Source organism: Acaryochloris thomasi RCC1774 (assembly GCF_003231495.1).
Classification (GTDB): Bacteria; Cyanobacteriota; Cyanobacteriia; order Thermosynechococcales; family Thermosynechococcaceae; genus RCC1774.
Genome location: NZ_PQWO01000042.1, coordinates 1 through 20,279, shown reverse-complemented (window position 1 = coordinate 20,279; position 20,279 = coordinate 1). Strand labels below are relative to the sequence as shown.

Annotated in this window: 16 protein-coding genes, 1 tRNA gene and 1 pseudogene; 11 read left to right on the top strand and 7 right to left on the bottom strand. The window is 50.7% G+C overall.

From position 1 onward, the window contains the following. Window positions 1-574 precede the first annotated feature (574 nt). The gene (locus C1752_RS26860) at window positions 575-1,831 is read left to right on the top strand and encodes an aspartate aminotransferase family protein (protein WP_315865280.1); all 1,257 of its coding nucleotides are present in this window, start codon (window positions 575-577) and stop codon (window positions 1,829-1,831) included. A gap of 104 nt (window positions 1,832-1,935) precedes the next feature. After that, a complete protein-coding gene (locus C1752_RS26855) occupies window positions 1,936-3,324 on the top strand; it encodes a cytochrome P450 (RefSeq protein ID WP_110989112.1) in 1,389 nt (462 codons plus the stop codon). A gap of 161 nt (window positions 3,325-3,485) precedes the next feature. Here the strand turns inward: C1752_RS26855 and C1752_RS26850 are convergent. Together C1752_RS26850 and C1752_RS26845 are read right to left on the bottom strand one after the other, a co-directional pair. Continuing rightward, a tRNA-Val gene (locus tag C1752_RS26850) sits at window positions 3,486-3,557 on the bottom strand. Window positions 3,558-3,656: 99 nt separating this feature from the next. Beyond that, window positions 3,657-4,397, bottom strand: a complete 741-nt coding sequence (locus tag C1752_RS26845; protein WP_158535245.1) for an LmeA family phospholipid-binding protein — start codon at window positions 4,395-4,397, stop codon at window positions 3,657-3,659. A gap of 694 nt (window positions 4,398-5,091) precedes the next feature. On the opposite strand from C1752_RS26845, the gene C1752_RS26835 reads away from it, so the two are divergent. Together C1752_RS26835 and C1752_RS26830 are read left to right on the top strand one after the other, a co-directional pair. Then, complete coding sequence (locus tag C1752_RS26835; protein WP_110989109.1) at window positions 5,092-5,298, top strand: DUF2811 domain-containing protein; 207 nt, start codon at window positions 5,092-5,094, stop codon at window positions 5,296-5,298. Between the two features lie 154 nt (window positions 5,299-5,452). Then, entirely contained in the window at window positions 5,453-7,078 is a 1,626-nt protein-coding gene (locus C1752_RS26830) for a DUF3352 domain-containing protein (protein ID WP_110989108.1), read from the top strand. A gap of 27 nt (window positions 7,079-7,105) precedes the next feature. Here the strand turns inward: C1752_RS26830 and C1752_RS28765 are convergent, their stop codons facing one another. Beyond that, the gene (locus C1752_RS28765; RefSeq protein ID WP_158535243.1) at window positions 7,106-7,264 is read right to left on the bottom strand and encodes a hypothetical protein; all 159 of its coding nucleotides are present in this window, start codon (window positions 7,262-7,264) and stop codon (window positions 7,106-7,108) included. Window positions 7,265-7,382: 118 nt separating this feature from the next. Beyond that, window positions 7,383-9,350 carry a M48 family metallopeptidase gene (locus C1752_RS26825; protein ID WP_110989107.1) on the bottom strand — a complete coding sequence of 656 codons (1,968 nt, stop codon included), beginning with the start codon at window positions 9,348-9,350 and terminating at the stop codon, window positions 7,383-7,385. Between the two features lie 241 nt (window positions 9,351-9,591). On the opposite strand from C1752_RS26825, the gene C1752_RS26820 reads away from it, so the two are divergent. Further along, complete coding sequence (locus C1752_RS26820) at window positions 9,592-10,542, top strand: hypothetical protein (RefSeq protein ID WP_110989106.1); 951 nt, start codon at window positions 9,592-9,594, stop codon at window positions 10,540-10,542. 47 nt (window positions 10,543-10,589) lie between these two features. Here the strand turns inward: C1752_RS26820 and C1752_RS26815 are convergent, their stop codons facing one another. Further along, entirely contained in the window at window positions 10,590-11,786 is a 1,197-nt protein-coding gene (locus C1752_RS26815) for an MFS transporter (RefSeq protein WP_233501905.1), read from the bottom strand. A 371-nt stretch (window positions 11,787-12,157) separates the two neighbouring features. Here C1752_RS26815 and C1752_RS30595 point away from each other — a divergent pair. Continuing rightward, window positions 12,158-12,352 (top strand): annotated as a pseudogene (locus C1752_RS30595) (IS6 family transposase); the annotation flags it as partial. A gap of 169 nt (window positions 12,353-12,521) precedes the next feature. Here the strand turns inward: C1752_RS30595 and C1752_RS26805 are convergent. Then, entirely contained in the window at window positions 12,522-13,076 is a 555-nt protein-coding gene (locus C1752_RS26805) for a PadR family transcriptional regulator (RefSeq protein ID WP_110989104.1), read from the bottom strand. Between the two features lie 139 nt (window positions 13,077-13,215). Here C1752_RS26805 and C1752_RS26800 point away from each other — a divergent pair, with 139 nt between their 5' ends. The 4 genes from C1752_RS26800 (at window position 13,216) to C1752_RS26790 (ending at window position 18,729) form a co-directional block, all read left to right on the top strand. Then, window positions 13,216-14,526 (top strand): efflux RND transporter periplasmic adaptor subunit, encoded by a 1,311-nt coding sequence (locus C1752_RS26800; protein ID WP_110989103.1) that lies wholly within the window; start codon window positions 13,216-13,218, stop codon window positions 14,524-14,526. 4 nt (window positions 14,527-14,530) lie between these two features. Beyond that, a complete protein-coding gene (locus C1752_RS29585; RefSeq protein ID WP_233501904.1) occupies window positions 14,531-15,007 on the top strand; it encodes an NAD-dependent epimerase/dehydratase family protein in 477 nt (158 codons plus the stop codon). Beyond that, window positions 14,907-15,542, top strand: a complete 636-nt coding sequence (locus tag C1752_RS29580; RefSeq protein ID WP_233501903.1) for an NAD-dependent epimerase/dehydratase family protein — start codon at window positions 14,907-14,909, stop codon at window positions 15,540-15,542. Before C1752_RS29585 ends, C1752_RS29580 begins: the two co-directional genes overlap by 101 nt. Before the next feature lie 115 nt (window positions 15,543-15,657). Continuing rightward, complete coding sequence (locus C1752_RS26790; RefSeq protein ID WP_110989102.1) at window positions 15,658-18,729, top strand: efflux RND transporter permease subunit; 3,072 nt, start codon at window positions 15,658-15,660, stop codon at window positions 18,727-18,729. 81 nt (window positions 18,730-18,810) lie between these two features. On the opposite strand, the gene pgr5 is transcribed toward C1752_RS26790, so the two are convergent. Beyond that, window positions 18,811-19,008 (bottom strand): cyclic electron transport protein PGR5, encoded by a 198-nt coding sequence (gene pgr5 / locus C1752_RS26785; protein ID WP_110989113.1) that lies wholly within the window; start codon window positions 19,006-19,008, stop codon window positions 18,811-18,813. A gap of 563 nt (window positions 19,009-19,571) precedes the next feature. Here pgr5 and C1752_RS26780 point away from each other — a divergent pair. Further along, window positions 19,572-20,279, top strand: a 708-nt coding sequence (locus C1752_RS26780) for a cation:proton antiporter (protein WP_146242463.1), incomplete at its 3' end; no start/stop codon positions are given.

The following is a 20,279-nucleotide window of genomic DNA, read 5'->3' as shown; positions in this document are numbered from 1 at the left end:
ATAGCGGGGCAGATGTTTAGCAATGAGTACGATTTAGCGATTGCCGTCATCGAAGGGATGACCGCTCGAGGTGAAAAGGGCAAATACAAGGTACACCGTCTTAAGTTTAATTCCGCCTAGCTACTTACCTCCCGCTGGCAATCGCGATGGTCTCTATGGTCTGATTTGTGAATATGTTTAGACTCTCTGAACGGCTAGAGCACTAGGGTGAAAGAGATTTGGAAGACATATTCTGTAATGAGGTTGGCAACGTGGCTCCTTGTTTGTTTTTGGTGGTTTTTCTCTGCTTGGACGAGGGGCTCGCCTCCGTACTAGAGTGCCCTCATGCGGTAGAGCCAGTACTTGATAAGGACTTTTCTCAAAGGAGATTAAGTGTATGTCGGCCCACCTTCTTATGCTGACTCATCGATGAGCAAGTTCGGCCGTGCTAACTTAGACATTAGATTTCTTCGATCAACAGCTTTTATTTTTCCTTAGTCCTTCACTTCTTCGCTCTGGGAGATTTTTAGAGATAGCTCGCAGAGTGCTAGGACAGAACTTTTATCTAATTCAGTATCAACATAAGGATAAGCCCGTGAGTCCCACCAACTTGGCCCCTGTGCCGACAACTGTGATCGCATCTTTTGACGCCACAGAATTCGACCGTCACGTCATGGGCACCTATGGTCGCTTTCCGATTGCGCTAGAGCGGGGTGAAGGCTGCCGCGTTTGGGACACAGTCGGCAAAGAATATCTAGACTTCGTAGCGGGCATTGCCACTTGTACGTTGGGCCACGCGCATCCGGCTTTAATCGAAGCCGTCACGACTCAAATTCAAAAGCTACACCACGTATCTAATCTCTACTACATTCCTGAGCAGGGAGAGCTGGCCCAATGGTTGACCGAGCATTCCTGTGCAGATCGTGCTTTTTTCTGCAATTCAGGTGCGGAAGCCAACGAAGCAGCTATTAAACTGGCTCGCAAGTATGGGCATACGGTTCTGAATATTAAGAACCCAGTGATTGTGACCGCGAATGCAAGCTTTCACGGTCGGACACTAGCGACAATTACGGCGACGGGTCAGCCAAAGTATCAGAAAAACTTTAATCCGCTGGTTCCGGGTTTCCATTACGTGCCGTTTAATGATTTTGAGGCGATGCGGGATGCGATCGCAACCTTAAATCAGCCCCAACCCCAAGTCGCAGCGATCTTACTCGAACCTCTCCAAGGCGAAGGCGGCGTCAACCCTGGTAACGCTGAATATTTCCAGAAGGTCCGCCAGCTTTGTGACCAGCATGGAATTCTACTCATCCTCGATGAAGTTCAGGTGGGCATGGGTCGCACCGGCAAACTTTGGGGCTATGAGAACTTGGGCATTGAGCCAGATATTTTCACCCTTGCAAAGGGGTTGGCAGGCGGCATCCCAATTGGCGCAATGCTGTGCAAAGAGTCCTGCAATATTTTTGAGCCAGGAGATCACGCTAGCACCTTTGGCGGCAATCCCTTTGCCTCTGCAGCAGCGCTCTGCGTTTGTCAGACGCTAGAAACAGAGTCACTGATTGAAAATGTGCGGGAGCGAGGAGAACAGCTCCGATCTGGGTTGACACAGCTTGCTGCTCAATATCCCCATCACATCTCAGAAATCAGAGGGTGGGGGCTGATCAACGGCATGGTTTTGGCCCCCTCCCTCAAATCGATTGATGTAGTCAAAGCGGCAATGGAGGCCGGATTATTATTGGTGCCTGCCGGTCCCCAGGTGGTTCGGTTTGTGCCGCCGTTGGTGGTCAGTGCTGAAGAGGTGGAAAGTGCGATCGCAATCATCCAGAGCGTCTTTACTCAGCTATGTGCTTAATGGCGACAGATGAGATCAACAGATACCGATGAATCTTGTTAGATTGTCAGTAGCGATGGAATTCCAGCATCCGAATCTGATCGAGTTGACAAGAAGAAAGCACCTTGACAAAGACTGTTCCCGCCCCAAAAACGCCACTCCCTTTACAGCTCACTCAGTGGATTTTGAATCCATTGGGTTATCTGAACACCAATTTCAAACGCTATGGCGATATTTTCAACGCTAGAGTGCTATGGGGTGAATCGGATGGCCTAATTATCGTCAGCGATCCTAAGGCACTGCAGTACATACTGACTCATGACGTTGGCGCTGGCAAAGAACTGAGCGCTCCTGGAGATGCCAATCGGATTCTGGCATCACTGCTGGGTGAGCATAATCTACTGATGCTGAACGGAAACCAGCACCGCACTCGCCGTCAATTGGTAATGCCCCCCTTTCATGGAGAGCGCCTTGGCGTTTATGGACGCCTGATTCAAGAGATTACACTAGGCGTGATCTCGCAGTGGCCGACAAACGGGCCGATAGATGTCCGTTGTTCAATGCAGACAATCACAATGCGGGTGATTTTGCAGGCTGTGTTTGGGCTGCATGAGGGAGAACGTTATCAGCAGCTTGAACGATTATTGGGGCAGCGTCTTGATATTACGGGTTCTCCCATCACCTCCGCTATTGTATTCTTGCCTTGGCTACAAAAAGATCTGGGAGACTGGAGTCCCGGCGGGAAATTCCGTCTGATGACGGAACAAACGGATCGGCTTCTGTTGGCTGAAATTAGTGAGCGACGTGCCCAAGCAGATCCTGAACGGGTTGATATTCTCTCACTGTTGTTGGCAGCAAAAGATGAGGAGGGTAACGGCCTCACTGATCAAGAATTGCGAGATGAGCTAATGATGTTTTTGCTGGTGGGGCATGAAACCACGGCAACAGCGCTCACTTGGGCGATGTACTGGGTTCACTCTTTTCCTGAAGTGAAGCAAAGGCTGATGGCAGAGCTAGAGACGGTCTCCGACCCTGCTGATCCATTTCAATTCCTGCAGTTGCCCTATCTCAATGCAGTCTGTAACGAGACGCTTCGCATTTATCCCGTCGCAATGCTCACCTTTCCGCGCCGCGTTGAGGTGCCAATAGAGCTATGCGGCTATCAATTAGAGCCAGGAATGTTGCTCATGGGTGCCATGTATCTGGTCCACCAACGTGAAGAGCTATATCCTCAGCCCCGAGAATTTCGCCCCGAACGGTTTTTAGAGCGGCAGTTTTCGCCCTATGAGTTTATACCGTTTGGGGCTGGGGCGCGTCGCTGTGTAGGGGCGGCTTTGGCGCAGTACGAGCTGAAGATTGTTTTAGCTACAATTCTGACGCGGCTGGATCTGAATTTGGTCAATAAGCGACCCGTGAAGCCGGGACGACGAGGAGTAACACTGGGGCAGACGTCACCGGTTCTGGTGGAAAAGTTGCGATCGCGGTCTGTCTCTAAGCCGCTGGTGAAAGTTTAGGTTATGACCTCCCTTGTCTTCCTGTCAATTTCCAGCCAGAAAATGATTGAAATTGACCAAACCTGACATATCTACTCCCTCCTTATTGACAATAAAAAAGACTCTGGTGGCACATAGAGGGGTGCCACCAGAGCCTTAATTGTTAGTACTTTCCAGCTAGATGGGCGATACGGGGTTCGAACCTGTGACCTCTTCCGTGTGAAGGAAGCGCGCTACCACTGTGCTAATCGCCCCAAGAGCCTTTTGGCTGGCTCTATAGCGTAGCACCATTCTCCAGGCTCACCAATTATTATTCGGTGGGATTAGTAATCAACTCTAGCGTCACTTGTTTGCTAGGGCTGCACTTCAATCTGTCCCTTGCAGATGAGTGAAGCAGGCGTAAGGAGCAGCGATTTTAGGTTGACCTGGGTACCCAGGTTGATTGAGGTCGTCTGAGGCTGCTCTAAATGATTGTGTTTGCTTTCTGTTTGATAGGTGAGGTCATAGAACAGCAGTTCCTGGGGGTGACCAATGGTGAGGCAAGTTTCGAGTGTGGCAGTCGAGGAATCTATTACAGAGGGCACCTGTACTTTTAATATAAACCCATTATTCTTAAACTGAATCTCTTGGATCTTGATGGCTGGCAAAGATAGGGCGTCATCTGTGATCGCATCTTCTTGTGATGTTCTGAGCAGTACTTGCAACAAATCACGTACCGCTGACTGCATTAGGGGAGCGGTACGTGATTGGTAGAGGTCTGTGGCCTGCAGCAAGACAGAAAACTCAATGGGAATGGGCTGCATGAGCTGCAGGGGCTTGCCTCTGAGAATCTGCTTGAGGTTGACCTGGATTTGATGGGCAACAATATCAATCTTGCTGAAATGAATGCCTTGATAAACGGCTTTCTCTGCCATCAAGCAAACTTTTGGAATGGTGCCTGCTAAAAGGTTGAGATCGCAACCTTCCACTTCAATCTTGAGATCGGCAATAGAGGTGAGTTGCGATCTCAGCCACGCTTTAAGCGCAGTCTTCAGCAACCGATTGATGACTCGACTAGACCGTTTGGGGCGTTGGCTCGATCTTAGATCTTTCACCGGTAACGGCGACTCAGCTGCCGAAGAGTTGAGACTTGACCTGTCATTGTTCTGCAAACTCCTGAAGAAGCTCCTGTCATGGGAATCCTTTTTGACACCGCGTTCAGTAGATCTCTCAATATTATGGAACATTTTGTCAAGGGTGTCGGGCCGCAGAACAGAGTCGCTAGCAGAGATTAGCCGATCCGCTCGTCAGATGATCAGATGCTGACTTTTCAAAGAGATTTGTAATTTTAATCATTCAAAAATGATTTCCCCAGGCTTTCCACAGACCAAAGGAATTTTTCCACAACTTATCAAGAGGTTTTCCACAGAAAAGCAGAAGTTTTCCACAGGGAAGAACGAGTTTATTGGGGCCAGCCGCAGTTCTGTGGATTTCGACGGATTTGAGCAATTTCCCCAGGAGGAATTGAATTTATGTAACCAAAAACGCCAGGAAGCCCTAATCTGTCGTGAAGGTCGCTCAAGCATCCGCTTAGACTTCCTCCGTCCCCCCATTGACAATCCCACCCCTAGATCGCAAATAATGGTGCGACCGGTCCAGTAACGTGCCGGTACTCTCTAGCCATCATCTTGCAAAGAGCCATACCCTTTATGGGTTTGTCGCGGCAGCTTGGGGCTTCGTTTCGCTGCGAAAATCTTAGAGGTAGAGGTTAGTTACATTCCATCTCCACATCACAGAAGGTCACTGTTCATGAACGCAACGACAATTAGCATTTTGGCTGAAATACCTGAAGAGCTTCATGAGACCTTGAAGAGCTATCTAGAGGCGCATCCCGACTGGGATCAAGACCGTGTCTTTTCAGCAGCTCTATCACTTTTTCTGCTTCAGCACGGCGAAAGCGATCGCCGGGCGGCTCGCGTTTATCTGGACACGCTCTTCCACCCTACCGCTGGTTAGGGCTGGGGCTGCCCTACAGATGAATTTGTATCAAGCGCAACTTTGCTGAAATAATAGGTCTGGGTGTCAGAGGCAAAAACCGAGGACTGTACAAGTCTCGTTGAGGGTCCTGCCATCGCTCGAATGAGTCAGCCACATCAGGGTCTCTCTGCTAATGATGACGCGACGTTTCCCTTGGATCCAACTGATAGCCATCTTTCTCTGCTTCTGTATGAGTGGCGGTATGGCTTTGGCTGAAACGCCTCCCGCGACTGAAATAAATTCAGGACCAGCCACCGCTCGGTTCGTACCCCAGCAATCCCCCTTGCTGCTCTCGGTGAATCCTAAACAGCTTCCTGATTCGGGGAACACGACATCGCTCCTCCAGTGGCCTCAGGTACTGTTGACGAACGCTGGCGTCAACTATGCTCGTGACTTGAAACCTTGGGTCAGTGATGAGCTAATGTTTGCGCTGACGGGGCCGGTGCAGCAGCATCACTATCTGTTTGCGGTGACAACACGGGGTGCAAAGGAAAGCCAAGCCTGCATTGAACAGATTTGGCAGCAGCAGGTCTCAGCCGGACAGCCCCTTAGTTTTGAGCAGTACAGCGACATTAGCCTGATTTCAACTCAATTTAAGTCTCCGCAGCCCCTAGGATCAGAAATCTCGGGGCTGCAGCCCTTTGAAGGGGTGTCGACGGCCATTGTTGACGATCGCTATGTGCTGGTTGCGAATTCGGCGTCGGTTTTGAGGGCCGCGATTGACAGTAGCCAATCTGAGAGCCTGACCAATACGTCTGACTATCAGCAGGCCGTGACCCACCTGAAGCAAGAGCAGCAAGATGGCTTTGTTTATGCGGATTTATCTGCTTTCTCTCGTTTGAGTTCGCCCCCCTATCGCAGTCTGGCTGTCCAGCTAGGGCAAACTCGTCAGGGTCTGCTAGCAGAGACTGTCTTGGTGGCGGACTCTTCCCGCTCTAAAGCGCTGGTGACACCAACTGTGACCGCCCCAATTCGGGCGCTCGATTATATTCCGGCCAGCAGTCCATTAGTGGCTTCTGGGGTGAATCTACAGCAGCTTTGGACCCAGCTTAGTGCGGATCTGAAGGGCTACGATCCGTTAGATCAGTGGGTCCGAAATACTTTAAAGCAGGGGGGGCAGCAGTGGTCTATTAATCTGCCCCGCGAGGTTTTCTCGAACGTGACGGGTGAGTATGCGGTGGCGATGTTGCCCAGTTCTGATCCGTTCACGGCGGCTCAAAATTCTTTCTTGGGGGCAGACTGGCTGTTTGTCCATGATGATGGCGGTCAAGAGCTAACGCAGGTGCTCGACAAAGCGGCTCAGAAACAAAATATTGGCGTAATTCCCTATTCGTTGGCCGATCATCAGGTCTCGACTTGGGCCCACCTGGTTTCTTCTGAGGCCGATAATCCATCTAAAGTCTCTAGCTCTATGGTGCTGAATGCTGAGGTGACAGGTGCTTTTTCCGTAGAGGCGGACCACCGGATTTTGGCGACTTCGCTAGCAGCGCTCAAGCAGGGGCTGACGGAGGATGCGATCGCAAACCAAAAGGACTTTCAAGCCGCCCTTGCCACCTTACCCACCCCTAATCAGGGGTATCTCTATCTGGACTGGACCGTAATGCGCCCCTTACTAGAGCGCAAGCTGCCTAAACTCCGTCAGCTTGAGACCTTGTTGAATCCTTGGAGTCGGCAGCTCACCTCTGTGACCCTCACAAACTATGGTGAGACCCCGACCATCCAGCGCAGCCAGATGCTGCTGCGGTTTGCTGATTCTTAACGTCTAGCAACGTTCGAGAGAGAATCTCTAATCGCCAAAAATCCAGGCAAAGATGCCCAGCAGCACCAATGAGCCAAGCATCGGTGGTAAAGCGAAAGCCTGCAGCAGCTTGAGTGGAAAGATAACCAATAGCTGATTGGCCAGCACACTCAGCCACAGCACGACGGAGAAAACAAAAAAGAGCACCTTATCTCCTTGAGCGGATTGACTTCAGCCTAAAAGGCTGTTGGACCGGAATTTAGAACCGTCCTTGGCCTTCTACTCTTTTTATACCAGCTCTCTCCGACGGGCAACGATTGAGTTTTTACTCTTTGGCGTCGGCTGCCTGCTGATCTTTAAGATCTTCCGCTTCATCGTCGAGGGCCTTCTCTTCGTCTTCCTCTTCAGGGGCATCTAAGATAGCCTGCACCCGTTCTTGCATTTCGAGATGCTCGGCAACCCCTTCGTAGGTATAGCGATTGTAGCCGTTTTGCTCAATCAGCTCTTCTAGGTAATTGACCCGCTTCTCATTGCCGGGGTGACTGGAGAGCCATTCTGGTTTTTTGGGGCTATCAGACTGCTCTTCTCCTATCGTTACCATTAGGTTTCGAAGGCCATCTGCTGCATAACCGGCAGAGGTGAGCATCCTTGTACCCAGCAGATCTGCCTGCTCTTCCATGTCGCGGCTGTAGTCAGTGAGCGCTAAGCCCGTAAATAAGCTGCCAAAGGGCAAGAGGCTGGTCAATCCGCTGGTGGCGTTGCCGTCCGTCACGAGCTGGAAGCCGTGGGAAAGGACGGAGTGGGAGAGTTCGTGGGCAATTAAACCCGCTAGCTCCGCTTCAGATTTGCTCTTGGTGATCGCCCCACCATTGATAAAGATTTTGCCGCCGGGAAGTGCAAAGGCGTTTAGATTTTCATCTTTAATGATGTTAAATTCGTATTCCAGTTCGCGGCCAGTGACGGCCACCAGCTTATTGCCGATGCGGTTGACGTAGGCCTGTACTTCAGGATCTTCAATCATGTCAAAGCGCTTTTTAGCTCGCTTTGTAGCCGATCGACCCACCGAATCTTCACCCCGCAGCAGCAGCATAGAAGACTGAATCGTGGAAACGGCATTGAAGGGATTGCCGGTCAGGGCAACATTCAAGGCTCCTGTGATCACTCCCCCGATCGCGTTGGATGTAACTTGAGATCGCAGCACCTTCCGAAACTGAGTTTGATACTCTTCTGCTGCGGCCATAAATTCATTAGCTCGGGGATGATCGGGGTTGAGAAGTGCAAACTGACGGGCGGTAATTGAAGCTTCGAGCCAGCGCTTTGATTCAACCTGAAAGTCAATCAAGCCCTGCTGTAAATCAGGCTGATTGGGGTGGCGGGCGGCTCCGCGCTCGAGAACCGCTAGCCCTTCTGCTAGCTGGTTATAGGTACGCAGTGCTTTTGCATAGCGCAGGTACCCGGGGACAAATTCAGGATGTCTCTCAATCAAAAGTTTGCCGGGTACTAAAGCCCGCGTCTTGAGATTTTTTTCTAAGCCTGCGGCGGATTCTCGCCAGAAGACTTTGCCACCAGGGGTTAGCTGTGCTGGGTCTGAAAATGCTTCTGCACGCGGTTGGGCCTCGGCTGTGTCAAAGAACGGATCCTTCGCTTGGCGATACAGAGCTTCAGCAGCCTCGATATCACCTGCCGTAAAAAGGTTGTCAGCTTCAATAAGCATCTGCTGCTTTGCAAGCTCTTCTGGCGTTAGAACTCTTGCTGATTCTCCCTCTTCTTCGGACTCTTGGGTCTCTTCAGACTCTGAAGTCTCTTTGGACTCTGCAACATCATCTTGAAGCTCGATTGGTTCTGCCGTGACCTCGTCCACCTCAGGCTCGACGGCCTCGGTCTCTGCTGCAGCATCAGGTTGTGGGGTCGCACCATCAGCCTCGATAACTTCTTCAGTGGCGGCGGTGTCTATCGTTCCTAGTTCGGGTGATTCAGCTATCTGTAAGGTCGATGCTGTGGAGGGTGTAACTGAGATCTTTTCTACATCCAGGTTCTTTGCGATCGCAGTAGGGTTAGCGACCAGCTTTAAAGCTTCATTCTCTGCCGTCAGCACGGATGCTTCACTGTCTATCGAGATGTCTAATGCAGCCTGTAATTCAGGATGGGGAGTGACCGAAACAGCGGTCTCAGATAGTGGGTGAAGCCTTGACGCAAAATCAGGTGCAGCCAAAGCAGGGCTAGCAACGGTCATGGAGATCGCAATAAGGACAGATTGAGGGAGATGTCGGAGCAGAACGTTCGGAACTGTCATGAAAAAGACCTGTGAGGAATGTGATGGGAATTGCGCCTCGGCATGAGACTCACATTAGTCAGGTTTCCCATTCGGACTTGAGTTCTCACAGAGGCAACTCAAATTGAGGAAATTCACTGAGGTTTATTGCTTGCCAATAGCGTAATAATCATAAAAATCCTAGCGTGTTCTGAATTGAAGATGGGGGCATTATTCTCAAAAGAGGGGCTATCTTGGAGATAGTTTTCTTTCGTTATTTTCCATGCTTCGTCAGGCTATATTTATTGGGCTGCTGCTATTTCAGGCCACGATGCCTGTTCGGGGGCAAACGGTCCAGCCTCAGACTCTAGAATCTTTTCCAGAAGTGGGGGTGAGTATTGAGCCGCCGGAGGGGTTTGAAAAGGCTCCTACCTTTTACGGCGTACAGCAGCCAGAAACGGGGGCCTCTATTATGGTTAGCGCCATCCCAAGGCCATATGCCGAGGTGGTGAAAGGGTTTAATTCGCAGCGGTTAGCGACGCGAGGTTTGCACTTGCTCTCTAAGCAGTCCTTAGGGGATGGATCAAGACTGCTGCTTAAAGTGTCTCAGAAAGCCTACGGACAGCAATTCTTAAAATGGCTGGTGGTGTTTGCCGATCAGCAGAATCAGACCAAGGTGGTGGTGGCCACATTCCCAGAGGATGCGGCGGATCGCTTGAGCGCCCCCCTCAAAGAAGCGGCTTTGTCGGCGACTCTGATACCGCAGTCCGCTGAGGCTCGCGTGCTGCCCTTTCGCATTGAACCTTCTGCTCAATTGGTTGAAGTCAAAGAACTGCAGGGATCTGGCAAGGTCTTAGCGTTCTCTAAGGATGGCGTTGCCCCCGCGCAGTCTCCATCTGACCCATTGTTTATTGTGGCACCTTCTTTAGGGGCTGTGCCTGTGCTGGATCGCAAGATGTTTGCCCTTCAGAGGTTAGAACAGTTCTCTCAAATTCAGGAGATCGAGGTGGCAAAGGTAGATGCGATCGCAATTAACAACCAAGAGGGTTTCGAAATCATTGCCAACGCCAAAGATAGCCAATCCCAAGTCCCTTTAAAGATCTATCAAGCCATGCTGTTCCCCGAGGCGGGGGGCTACGTCATCATGATTGGCATCGTGGGTCAGGATGATGCCGCGCAATATATGCCTGAGTTTCAATCGATGGCCAAGACCTACCAGCACATTCCGCAATAGGCTCCCCAGTCGAGATTCCTGGCTGCTGATTACAACAATCCCCCTGTTCAGGCTTCAAGCTTGCGGCTGCTCCCAACGGCAACCATGGCAACGAACCAGCCAATGATTGCAGTCAATAGCAGTATTGAGGGTGCGAATGTATCTGTCTCTTTAAACAGTGAACCAAACAAATTTGCGGCTAGCGCCCCACCGCTGAAGAACATCCCGGTTCCTACGCCAGCCTTGTCTGTGGGGACCATTGATAGGGCAAAGGGTAGAGTTCCATTGTTGACTAGACTTAAACAGGTTCCAAGAGAGATTGCTGCCACGACAGCCGCAATCGTTTGATGGACGAAGCTCATCAAGGCTAGCGTCACGATCATGCCACTAAACCCGATCGTCATGGCCGATCGATTTCCGATTCTGCGCGCCACAGCCCCTGTCGGGATAGCTGTTAAGGCAATGGTTACAAAGATCGCTCCCAGGATCAATTTCACATCAAGTCCAGGAATCTCAGCCAAAATTTTGGGGAAGGCAAACATTTGTAATCGAAATCCCATGCCAAAGCCCCATCCCACTATAAATATCAGAATCAATCGGATGACTGATAGACGTGACTTCGCATTAGAGAGAGATAAGGATGGTGCCTCAACTTGAGCCTCAGGCTGGACACTGCGGAGCAGTGCTGCGGACCCTAATAAGACGATAGATGCAACCCCAAAGGCGATCGCTGGCCCTAGACTCAAAATGAATTGGTTGGCGAGTGGTCCCATTGCACCTGCGAGGGCACCCATCACTGTCAGTAGGCTGACGGCTTGGGGTAAACCACTGCCATAGGCATATCGCCCCATCAATGACAAAGCTGGACTACGAAAGAGCGTCATGGAGAGCGCCCAGGCCACGACTACGATGGGTAAGAGCCATCGGATTAAACCTATGGGCTGCCCAAAGATCACAATCGTTGGAATTGCAATCAACAGAAAAGAGGCGAGGATTACTCCTCCAGCAATAAAGGGAAAACGGCTTCCAAACCACCGTTGAGTCTGATCGGAGAAACGTCCCATTAACGGTTCCATTACTATCGCCAAGCTATTCTCTAGCAGGATAATGCTGAATACGAACCCCGCAGAGAAGCCAAATTGCTTTAATAAGTCTCCGAGATATAGGTTGTAAATAACCCAGGAAAGGACGATCGCGCCTTGTACCATCGCCAGAGCAAACACTTGAGGCCAAAGAATTCTGGATTGAGGCAGAGTGGTTGTCATAGTTGTCGTCGCTAATGGATCAGGGGTAGTCCTTAGGCAAGCGGAACACCAGTCTATTCTCATTCAGGATAGTAGTACATTGCCTCTCTCTACCTGGAGGCAATCCCGATACGATCGCCATTACCGATATCTGTTGGGGTGAGCACCGGTTTTACTGGATGTCTCCTCATGACCGTCACGATTTATGGTGATGAACATATGGTTCAAAAAAGAAATCAGAAGCGCTAATAGGCTCCCCACCGCGCTAAAGTCCAAGCGTTACGTTGCAACGATAGGCTGCTCGGATGTTAGGCTGAGAGCCTTGCCACTCCTAGCTTTCAGTTATGCCTATTGATTGTCTGTATAAATATCGCCCATAACCGCCCTGCCTCATTCTTTGGGCAGTATGCTGGTCTCTTCGCTATCGCCTGAGCTACCAAGACGGTGCACAGATGCTCTTTGAGCGTAGCGTTGAAGTTGATCACACGACTATTTATCGGTGGGTTCAGCGATATAGCTCTGAACTCGATGAGCGCTGCCGCAATCATCTTCGCTCCACCAACGACTCATGGAAATTAGACGAAACGGGTTGTGTTGTAACAATCCGGGAAGATGCGAGAATGCTAGGAGTCCCTCGATTTTTTATACAGCTACCCCAAAGATCTTAGAGATGAAGTGATTCTGAGACCGAATATTTCCTTTCTCAATGCTGATAATCTGGTCCTTGTAGCTCGCGTTCATTACTTGTCTTGAATATCAACGACCATCCGTATCAGCTTCATACTGATCTAGGAACTCCAACACATCGCTACACCAGGTCAGCCAACTCTCCTCATAAGCAATACCACGCTTCAGAGTCAGGTATTTGAACTGAATCTCTGCAGGTGGCTTCACTTTCGATAGATACGCAGCCTGTTTCTCTTTATACATAGCCAGCTGAGCCTGATGCAGCTTCAGCCGATGATGCAACTCCTTTCGTAGTAGATCGCGAGGCATCTTATAGCCAATCATCACCTTCACCAACAGATCCTCTCGAATCTGCGTTCGTTCTGTCGGTTCTGCATACCAGCGGGTGAACTCTTCCCAACCCTCTAGCGTGATTTGATAGATTTTCTTGTCCGGCTTCCCTTCCTGAGGAACTGTCTCAAAATCAACCCAGCCCTGAGCTTCCATCTTCGATAGCTCACGATAAACCTGCTGTTGACTTGCGCGCCAATAGCAGCTCAGCCCCTCATCAAAGCATTTGCTGACGTCATATCCGCTCTTGGGCTGCTGAGCTAGCAGCGCTAATACCGTATGGGCAAGGGCCATCGCTTTTTGAAACCGATCACGTTAAAAGAGCATTCTTGACATACTCAACATATTGAGTATACGCTACGGAAATAATACTCAACAAGTTTTATATCAACTTTTTGTATAAGAGCCTACTGAACTCTCAGCTTGTAAGGCCATGACGACTTCGCAAATTGATCCACCCCCAAACCCGCAAGCACCGCACAATACTGGGCCTCGTCGTCTCTCCTGGAAGTGGTTGTTACTATCGCCCGTGCTGGTGGCCGCCTTCTTTGGTGTGCGCGGAACGACACAGAACTCAGCTCCTGTTACTGTTGCCCAGGCGCAGGCTCTTCCGGTGGAGACAACGGTGCTAGAAGCTGTCAATCAGTACACCGTGGAGCGCACTTATACGGGCGAAATCGCCGCTCGACGCACCAGTGATTTAGGGTTTGAACGCGCAGGCAGTGTGATCGCGATTCGAGTCGATGATGGCGATCGAGTGGAAGCTGGTGCTTCTATTGCGCAGCTCGACACCCGAGACTTGGTTGCCCAAAGACAGCAGCTTGAGGCTCAGAAAAGAGGTGCGATCGCACAGCTTCAAGAACTGCAAACCGGCCCTCGCCCCGAAGACATTGCGGCAGCGAGATCCGCCGTCGGCGATCTCCGTAATCAAGTACAGCTTGCCAAACTACAGCAGCAGCGGCGATCCTCTCTCTACAGTGAAGGAGCGATTTCTCGCGAAGAAATGGAAGAGAAAAAGTTCAGTGCCGGTGCTCTGGAAAACCGCCTCCAGCAAGCACAAAGCCAGCTCAATGAACTATTAGCCGGAACTCGCCGCGAGCAAATCACCGGCCAGGATGCTCAGGTTGCTCAACTAGATGCCAGCATCCGAGCCATTGATATTAGCCTCTCGAAAAGTATTCTCAAGGCTCCCTTCTCGGGTATTGTCTCCGCCCGCACTGTTGATGAAGGCGTTGTTGTCGGAGCTGGGCAATCGGTTCTCCGCCTCGTGGAAGGGAACAACTTAGAGGCTCGAATGGGTATCCCCAATCAGGTCGCAGAGACCCTGACGCGGGGCAGTATTCAGAAAATTAAGGTTCAGGGTCAACAGTACTCAGCTAAGGTGACTGGAAAATTGCCGGAGCTAGAAGGTAACAGCCGCACCGTCACCGTTGTTTTGCAGCTCTCTGGCATTCAGGAGTTGACCGTTGGCAGCACCGCTCGACTGATTCTCAAAGAAACAGAACCGGCTCAAGGTTTCTGGATGCCTACTGCTGCGCTCGTGAAAGGAGATCGCGGCCTATGGTCGGCCTATGTGGTGAAGGCTAACAACGATGTATACAAAGTAGCCCGTCGAGATGTCGAAATTTTATACACCGAAGGTAGTCGCTCTTTGGTGAGGGGGATGGTGGAAAGTGGCGATCGCATCATCACCCGTGGCACCCATCGCATCGTCCCCGATCAGCTTGTAACCTTTAATGAGTAGGGCCATGAAAGCATTTGTCACCGGAAGCACAGGCCTGTTGGGCAGTAATTTAGTAGCCTGCTTACTACGCCAGGGATATGAAGTGCAAGCCCTAGTGCGCTCCATCGAAAAAGGACAGCGAGTTCTCGGCAATCATTCTTACCTTCAGTTCGTGCAGGGAGACATGAGGGCCGTGGCAAACTTTGCATCTCATCTACAGGACTGCGACATCCTATTCCATGCCGCCGCCTATTTCCGTGAATATTACGGATTGGGCGACCATTGGCCCCAGCTAGAGCAAATTAATATTCAAGGCACGCTCTCATTGCTGGAAGCCGCAGACCAAGCAGGCATCCAGAAAGTTATCTATCTATGTCAGTACATCGGGCTGTCTCGGTCTGATGGCCGATGGAAGCCCCAGCGACGAGTCTTCTCTCCCCGGCGAACTCAATATCGACAATCTGTACTTCAGAAGCAAAGTCATGGCAGAGGCCGCTGTTGATCAGTTCCTAGAGCACCGTTCCCTTCCCATCGTGTTGATTCAACCCGGCACAATCTTTGGCCCCAGTGATGCTGCCCCCTCGGAGTCCGGTCGGTTTGTATTGAATTTTCTCCAGCAAAAGGTTCCGTTTATTTTAACCGGAGGCCTCTCAATTGTTGATGCCCGTGATGTCGCCCAAGCAATGATCACCGCCGTTAAGCAGGGGCAATCCGGTGAACGATATCTCGTTGGTGGTCAATACCACTCAGCCGGAGAAATCCTCACCACCCTATCTGAGGTCAGCGGCGTGAAAGGCCCCCAGCGCAAACTGCCCGGATGGGCCATGCATCTCCTGGCTCGGCTACTGACACTGATCAGTCGATTAACCGGGCAGTCACTAGTGGATTTGTCAGTGGATGTCGTCAAAATCATGCTGACGCAGCAGCAGTTCAACTCGGCCAAGGCCATGGATGTCCTAGATGTCAATTTTCGACCACTCTTAGAAACCTTGAGGGACACCGTAGCGTGGTACCGCGACCATGATTATTGCGAGTGACCCAGTTTGAGATAGATCATCGCGATTTTCTCGATCACACTCCTTGTTCTTCTATTGCCTCAGTAACAACAACACAGTAATTCACTCTCCACAGATACTCCCTTCGGACTGATTAATGCTGAATCTCTTCTACCGCAATCGACAGCTTCTCTTCCTGTCGATCGCTCTCATCATCGTCTGGGGACTGTCAGCATTCTTAACCCTGCCGCGCCTAGAAGATCCTGAAATAACCCAGCGAAACTCTACCGTCACCACAGTTTTTCCCGGTGCCAGCCCAGAGCGAGTCGAAGCCTTGATCACCGATAAAATCGAAGAAGAGCTATCTGAAATTGAAGAAATCGATAGCCTCGAATCCACATCCAATCCAGGGCTATCCGTCGTTGCCATCGAACTGAAAGAGAATATCCGCAACGTCGATCCCGTCTGGGCCAGAGTTCGCAGTCAGCTCGAAGATGTCACCCCTCAGCTACCGGCAGAAGCCTTAGAACCAGAGTATGAAGACAGTGGCGTCAAGGCTAGCGCCCTCATTGTGGGCCTAAAATGGGAACTGGATTCCCCTGCCAATTCTGCCATTTTGCGCCGCGTGGCAGAAGGACTTGAAGCCCAATTGCGTAACGTTTCAGGCACTGACAAGGTAGAGATATTTGGTGAACCGGATGAAGAGATTCTCGTGGAGGCAGACTCTGCAGAACTCGCTCAGTTAGGATTGACAGCTCAGGTTCTCGCCCAGCAAATCAACGCCAGCGATGCCAAAGTTTCGGCAGGGGAGTTGCGAAATCAAGATGAGCTGTTACTCGAAGTGAGCAGTAATCTCGATTCCCTCGAACGGGTGCGGCGGATTCCGATTCGAGTGGAAGCAACCGGGAAAGTCGCCCAACTGGGTGACATTGCCAAAGTCACGAAGGGCGTTCAGCAGCCCGTTTCAGATCTGACCCTGATTGATGGACAACCTGCCATTGTCGTTTCTGCAACCGTAGAGTCTGACTTTCGGGTCGATACTTGGGCGGAGCAAGCCCATCAGGTTCTGAACACCTTTGAAACGAATTTATCTGATGGTATAGGAATGACGGTTGTTCTAGATCAAAGTCTTTACGTTCAACAGCGGTTGAATGGGGTGGTTGGCAACTTAGTGATGAGTTCTCTCCTGGTGGTTGGAGTATCGCTGGTAATTCTGGGGTGGCGATCGGCTCTGATTGTGGGGGCCGCATTGCCCTTAGCCACTCTGACCGTGTTCGGAGCTATGAAATCCCTAGGCATTCCGCTCCACCAGATGTCTGTGACGGGGCTGATTATCTCTCTGGGGTTGCTGATTGATAATGCCATTGTGGTCGTAGATGAGGTGCAACTCCATCTGCAAGCAGGGGGAACGCCCGCCCAAGCGATTCAGCAAGCCGTTAAGCAATTAGCCGTTCCGCTGCTGGCTTCGACGATGACTACGGTGTTGGCCTTTGTCCCCATCGCGACTTCACCGGGAGGGACGGGAGAATTTATCGGCACGATTGGCAGCACGGTCATTCTAGCTTTGATCAGCTCGCTGGTTTTGTCGCTGACGGTGATTGCAGCCCTAACGGGTCTAATGCATCAGCGTTTTCCACAGCCTGCACGAAAACGTTGGTGGGTGCATGGATTCGCAAACTCGCGCCTGACAACCGTCTATCGCTGGAGTCTGGCGACGGTCTTCCGGCGGCCTATTTTGGGAATTATTTTAGCGATGGTGTTGCCCATCACTGGATTTATCCAGTTTGCGAGTTTGCCCCAGCAGTTTTTTCCGCCCACCAACCGCGACCAGTTTCAGGTGGAAATTGAGCTGCCTGCGACAAGCGCGATCTCAACCACTCAAACTCTAGCTCTAAAAGCCCGCGAGGTGATGCAAGAACATCCTAAAGTGGCTGATGTGCAATGGTTTCTGGGTAAAAGTGCGCCCTCTTTTTTCTATAACATCATCAGCAATCGTCGGAATGCCGCCAACTATGCCCAAGGGATTGTGCAGCTCAACGATACTGATGACCTGCGCGGGACCGTTCAGACGTTACAAACCAAGCTAGATAGAGACTTCCCCGAAGCACAGATCTTAGTCAAACAACTGGAACAGGGACCACCCTTCGATGCCCCTATTGAGCTGCGGCTTTATGGTCCTGATATCGATCAGTTGAGAGAACTCGGCAATCAAATGCGAGGGATGTTGGCCCAGGTACCCAACGTGATTCACACCCAGGCAGACTTGACCGAAATTGCACCTAAGTTAGCCCTTACTGTCGATGAAGTGATCGCTCAACGGGCTGGGTTAGATAATGGTGAGATCGCAACTCAGCTCAACAGCAGTTTGGACGGTGTGACAGGCGGCTCCATTTTAGAGGGCACTGAAGAGCTACCCGTGCGGGTCCGTCTTGCCGATCGCCAACGGGGGAATCTTTCCCAAATTGAATCGCTCGATTTGTTATCTAGCAACGGCAGTCGAGTTCCCTTCGGAGCACTGGCCTCGACAAGCCTGGTACCGGATATCAGCACCATCGTTCGTCGAGACGGTCAACGAATCAATACCGTCCAGGCATTTCTAACGGCTGGAGCTTTACCGGATACGGTCCTCACCCAATTTCAGCAGCAACTCAAAGATCTTAATTTTGGACTCCCTCCTAGCTATCGGATTGAGTACGGCGGCGAGGCTGATGCAAGGGGAAGTGCTGTCGGTAATCTTCTCTCTACCGTAGGTGTATTGATGGTTCTGATGACGGCAATTCTGGTGCTGTCCTTTAACTCTTTCGCTTTGGCGGGGGTGTTGGCTGTCGTTGCGATCGCAGCCATCGGTTTAGCCGCCCTCGCCCTATGGACTTTTGACGCCCTCTTTGGATTCACAGCCATTCTCGGAACCCTAGGGCTGATTGGTCTCGCCCTCAATGATTCGATTGTGGTATTAGCCGCACTGCAGGCTGATCCTCTAGCTCGTCAAGGAGATCGCAAAGCCACCCAAGAGGTTGTATTGAAAGCGACGCGCCACATCATTGCCACAACGGTAACTACGATTATTGGCTTTGTGCCGCTCATGTTAGATCCGACTGGGTTTTGGCCCCCGCTTGCGATCGCAATTGCTGGTGGCTTGGGTGGTGCAACACTACTAGCTCTCTACTTTATTCCATCCACTTATTTGTGGCTCAAGCGATCTGCCCATCGGACTAGCGGGGGGATTTGAACAGAAAATAGTGATGGTCGGGGTGAGGTGGTTTCATATAGCATCAACGACTCAGATGCGAAGAGCATCCCATCTTTGTCGTTATGCGAGAAGACCGAGCCGCTTGCCATTGTCACGGGCGAGCCGAATCATATTCTGCCGGGGTGTTCGTTCAATTCCAAACTGGTTGCAGACATTGGTGATCACTCGGGAGTGCATTGCGATCGCCTTGCCTCTCATCTTCATGAACTGAGGCTTACCGATCAACTGCTTCAGTGTCAAAACGATAGGTGCAAACATATTGATCTCCATGTGCTGTATCTTTACGTAAATTAATGTAACAAAAACTTTACATAGAATCAAATAGCCTAATCTTATACGCTTCAATTAGCTCAGAAATCTAATATCCATATCTCTGCGAAGCACATTGATTTTTTTCTATCTTTAGTGCTTTTTGTGTTGATGCCTGGAATGACTGGCAGGGGGCTTCGATGCCGTAGTCATTTGAGTTCTTACGCTTCTCTTTGCAAACACCTGAAATGTTTTAGAAGCTCAGAAGCTATGCCTAGAATGAACTATAGCGAAAGATGCTGAGCCGAAATCCCCATCCCCTTGGCGGTAATCAACACAGTCTGCTGACCAGATTCGACATCCATCCGCGAAGGATCCATAGATAAAACTAATTGATTATCCAAGAATTAATGATTTGAATCTATCGCTAAAGGACTTTATGATTTATTAAGATCAATGTTTTTAATATTTTTGATTGAATGAACTCTTTTTCTACCCAGCGGTTTTGGTTTGGATAGCGAGCCGTATTGACTCCTCATTCCATCTTCCACTCCTTACTAAAGGTTTTACAAATGCTATCGACAACTCTTTTTACGTTCCCTGTTGATGGGCCTCCGATGCCCTCTCTGTTAGCCACAACCCCAGAGGCAGAGTATGCCCCCTTTGTCCTGACAGGCGTTTTGCTAACGCTAATTATCGTTTATCTGATGAGTAAGCTGGGGGGCGAACTCTCAAAACGTCTCGACCTGCCGCCTGTTCTAGGTGAACTCGTTGGTGGCGTGATCGTGGGCGTTTCTGCTCTACACCTAATTGTTTTCCCCGAGGCAGGAGCTGCAGCAACTGACTCTTTGTTGATGACGGCTCTACAGTGGCTGGGGAATCTAGATGCTGAGGCTGTTGCCCATATCTTTGCCAGCCAGAGCGAAGTGATTTCCGTCTTGGCCGAGCTGGGCGTGATCGTGCTGCTATTTGAAATCGGTCTAGAATCCGATCTGCGAGAGCTGGGCAAGGTGGGCTATCAGGCAGCCATTGTCGCGGTGGTGGGAGTGGTTGCTCCCTTCACGTTAGGAACAGTCGGACTGGTGGTGTTCTTTCACGTACCAATTATTCCAGCGATTTTTGCAGGCGCGGCTCTAACGGCCACCAGTATCGGAATTACGTCAAAGGTACTCTCAGAGCTAGGTCATCTGAAATCAACCGAAGGACAGATTATTGTCGGAGCCGCTGTCATTGATGACGTACTGGGCATTATCATTCTGGCGGTGGTGGCGAGCTTAGCC

Excerpts from the sequence above, each read along its gene's own strand:
- C1752_RS26835 (WP_110989109.1), top strand. The coding sequence starts at position 5,092 with ATGAACGCAACGACAATTAGCATTTTGGCTGAAATACCTGAAGAGCTT.
- C1752_RS26830 (WP_110989108.1), top strand. The coding sequence starts at position 5,453 with ATGATGACGCGACGTTTCCCTTGGATCCAACTGATAGCCATCTTTCTC.
- C1752_RS26825 (WP_110989107.1), bottom strand. The coding sequence starts at position 9,350 with ATGACAGTTCCGAACGTTCTGCTCCGACATCTCCCTCAATCTGTCCTT.
- C1752_RS26820 (WP_110989106.1), top strand. The coding sequence starts at position 9,592 with ATGCTTCGTCAGGCTATATTTATTGGGCTGCTGCTATTTCAGGCCACG.
- C1752_RS26815 (WP_233501905.1), bottom strand. The coding sequence starts at position 11,786 with ATGACAACCACTCTGCCTCAATCCAGAATTCTTTGGCCTCAAGTGTTT.
- C1752_RS26805 (WP_110989104.1), bottom strand. The coding sequence starts at position 13,076 with ATGGCCCTTGCCCATACGGTATTAGCGCTGCTAGCTCAGCAGCCCAAG.
- C1752_RS26800 (WP_110989103.1), top strand. The coding sequence starts at position 13,216 with ATGACGACTTCGCAAATTGATCCACCCCCAAACCCGCAAGCACCGCAC.
- C1752_RS29585 (WP_233501904.1), top strand. The coding sequence starts at position 14,531 with ATGAAAGCATTTGTCACCGGAAGCACAGGCCTGTTGGGCAGTAATTTA.
- C1752_RS29580 (WP_233501903.1), top strand. The coding sequence starts at position 14,907 with ATGGCCGATGGAAGCCCCAGCGACGAGTCTTCTCTCCCCGGCGAACTC.
- C1752_RS26790 (WP_110989102.1), top strand. The coding sequence starts at position 15,658 with ATGCTGAATCTCTTCTACCGCAATCGACAGCTTCTCTTCCTGTCGATC.
- pgr5 (WP_110989113.1), bottom strand. The coding sequence starts at position 19,008 with ATGTTTGCACCTATCGTTTTGACACTGAAGCAGTTGATCGGTAAGCCT.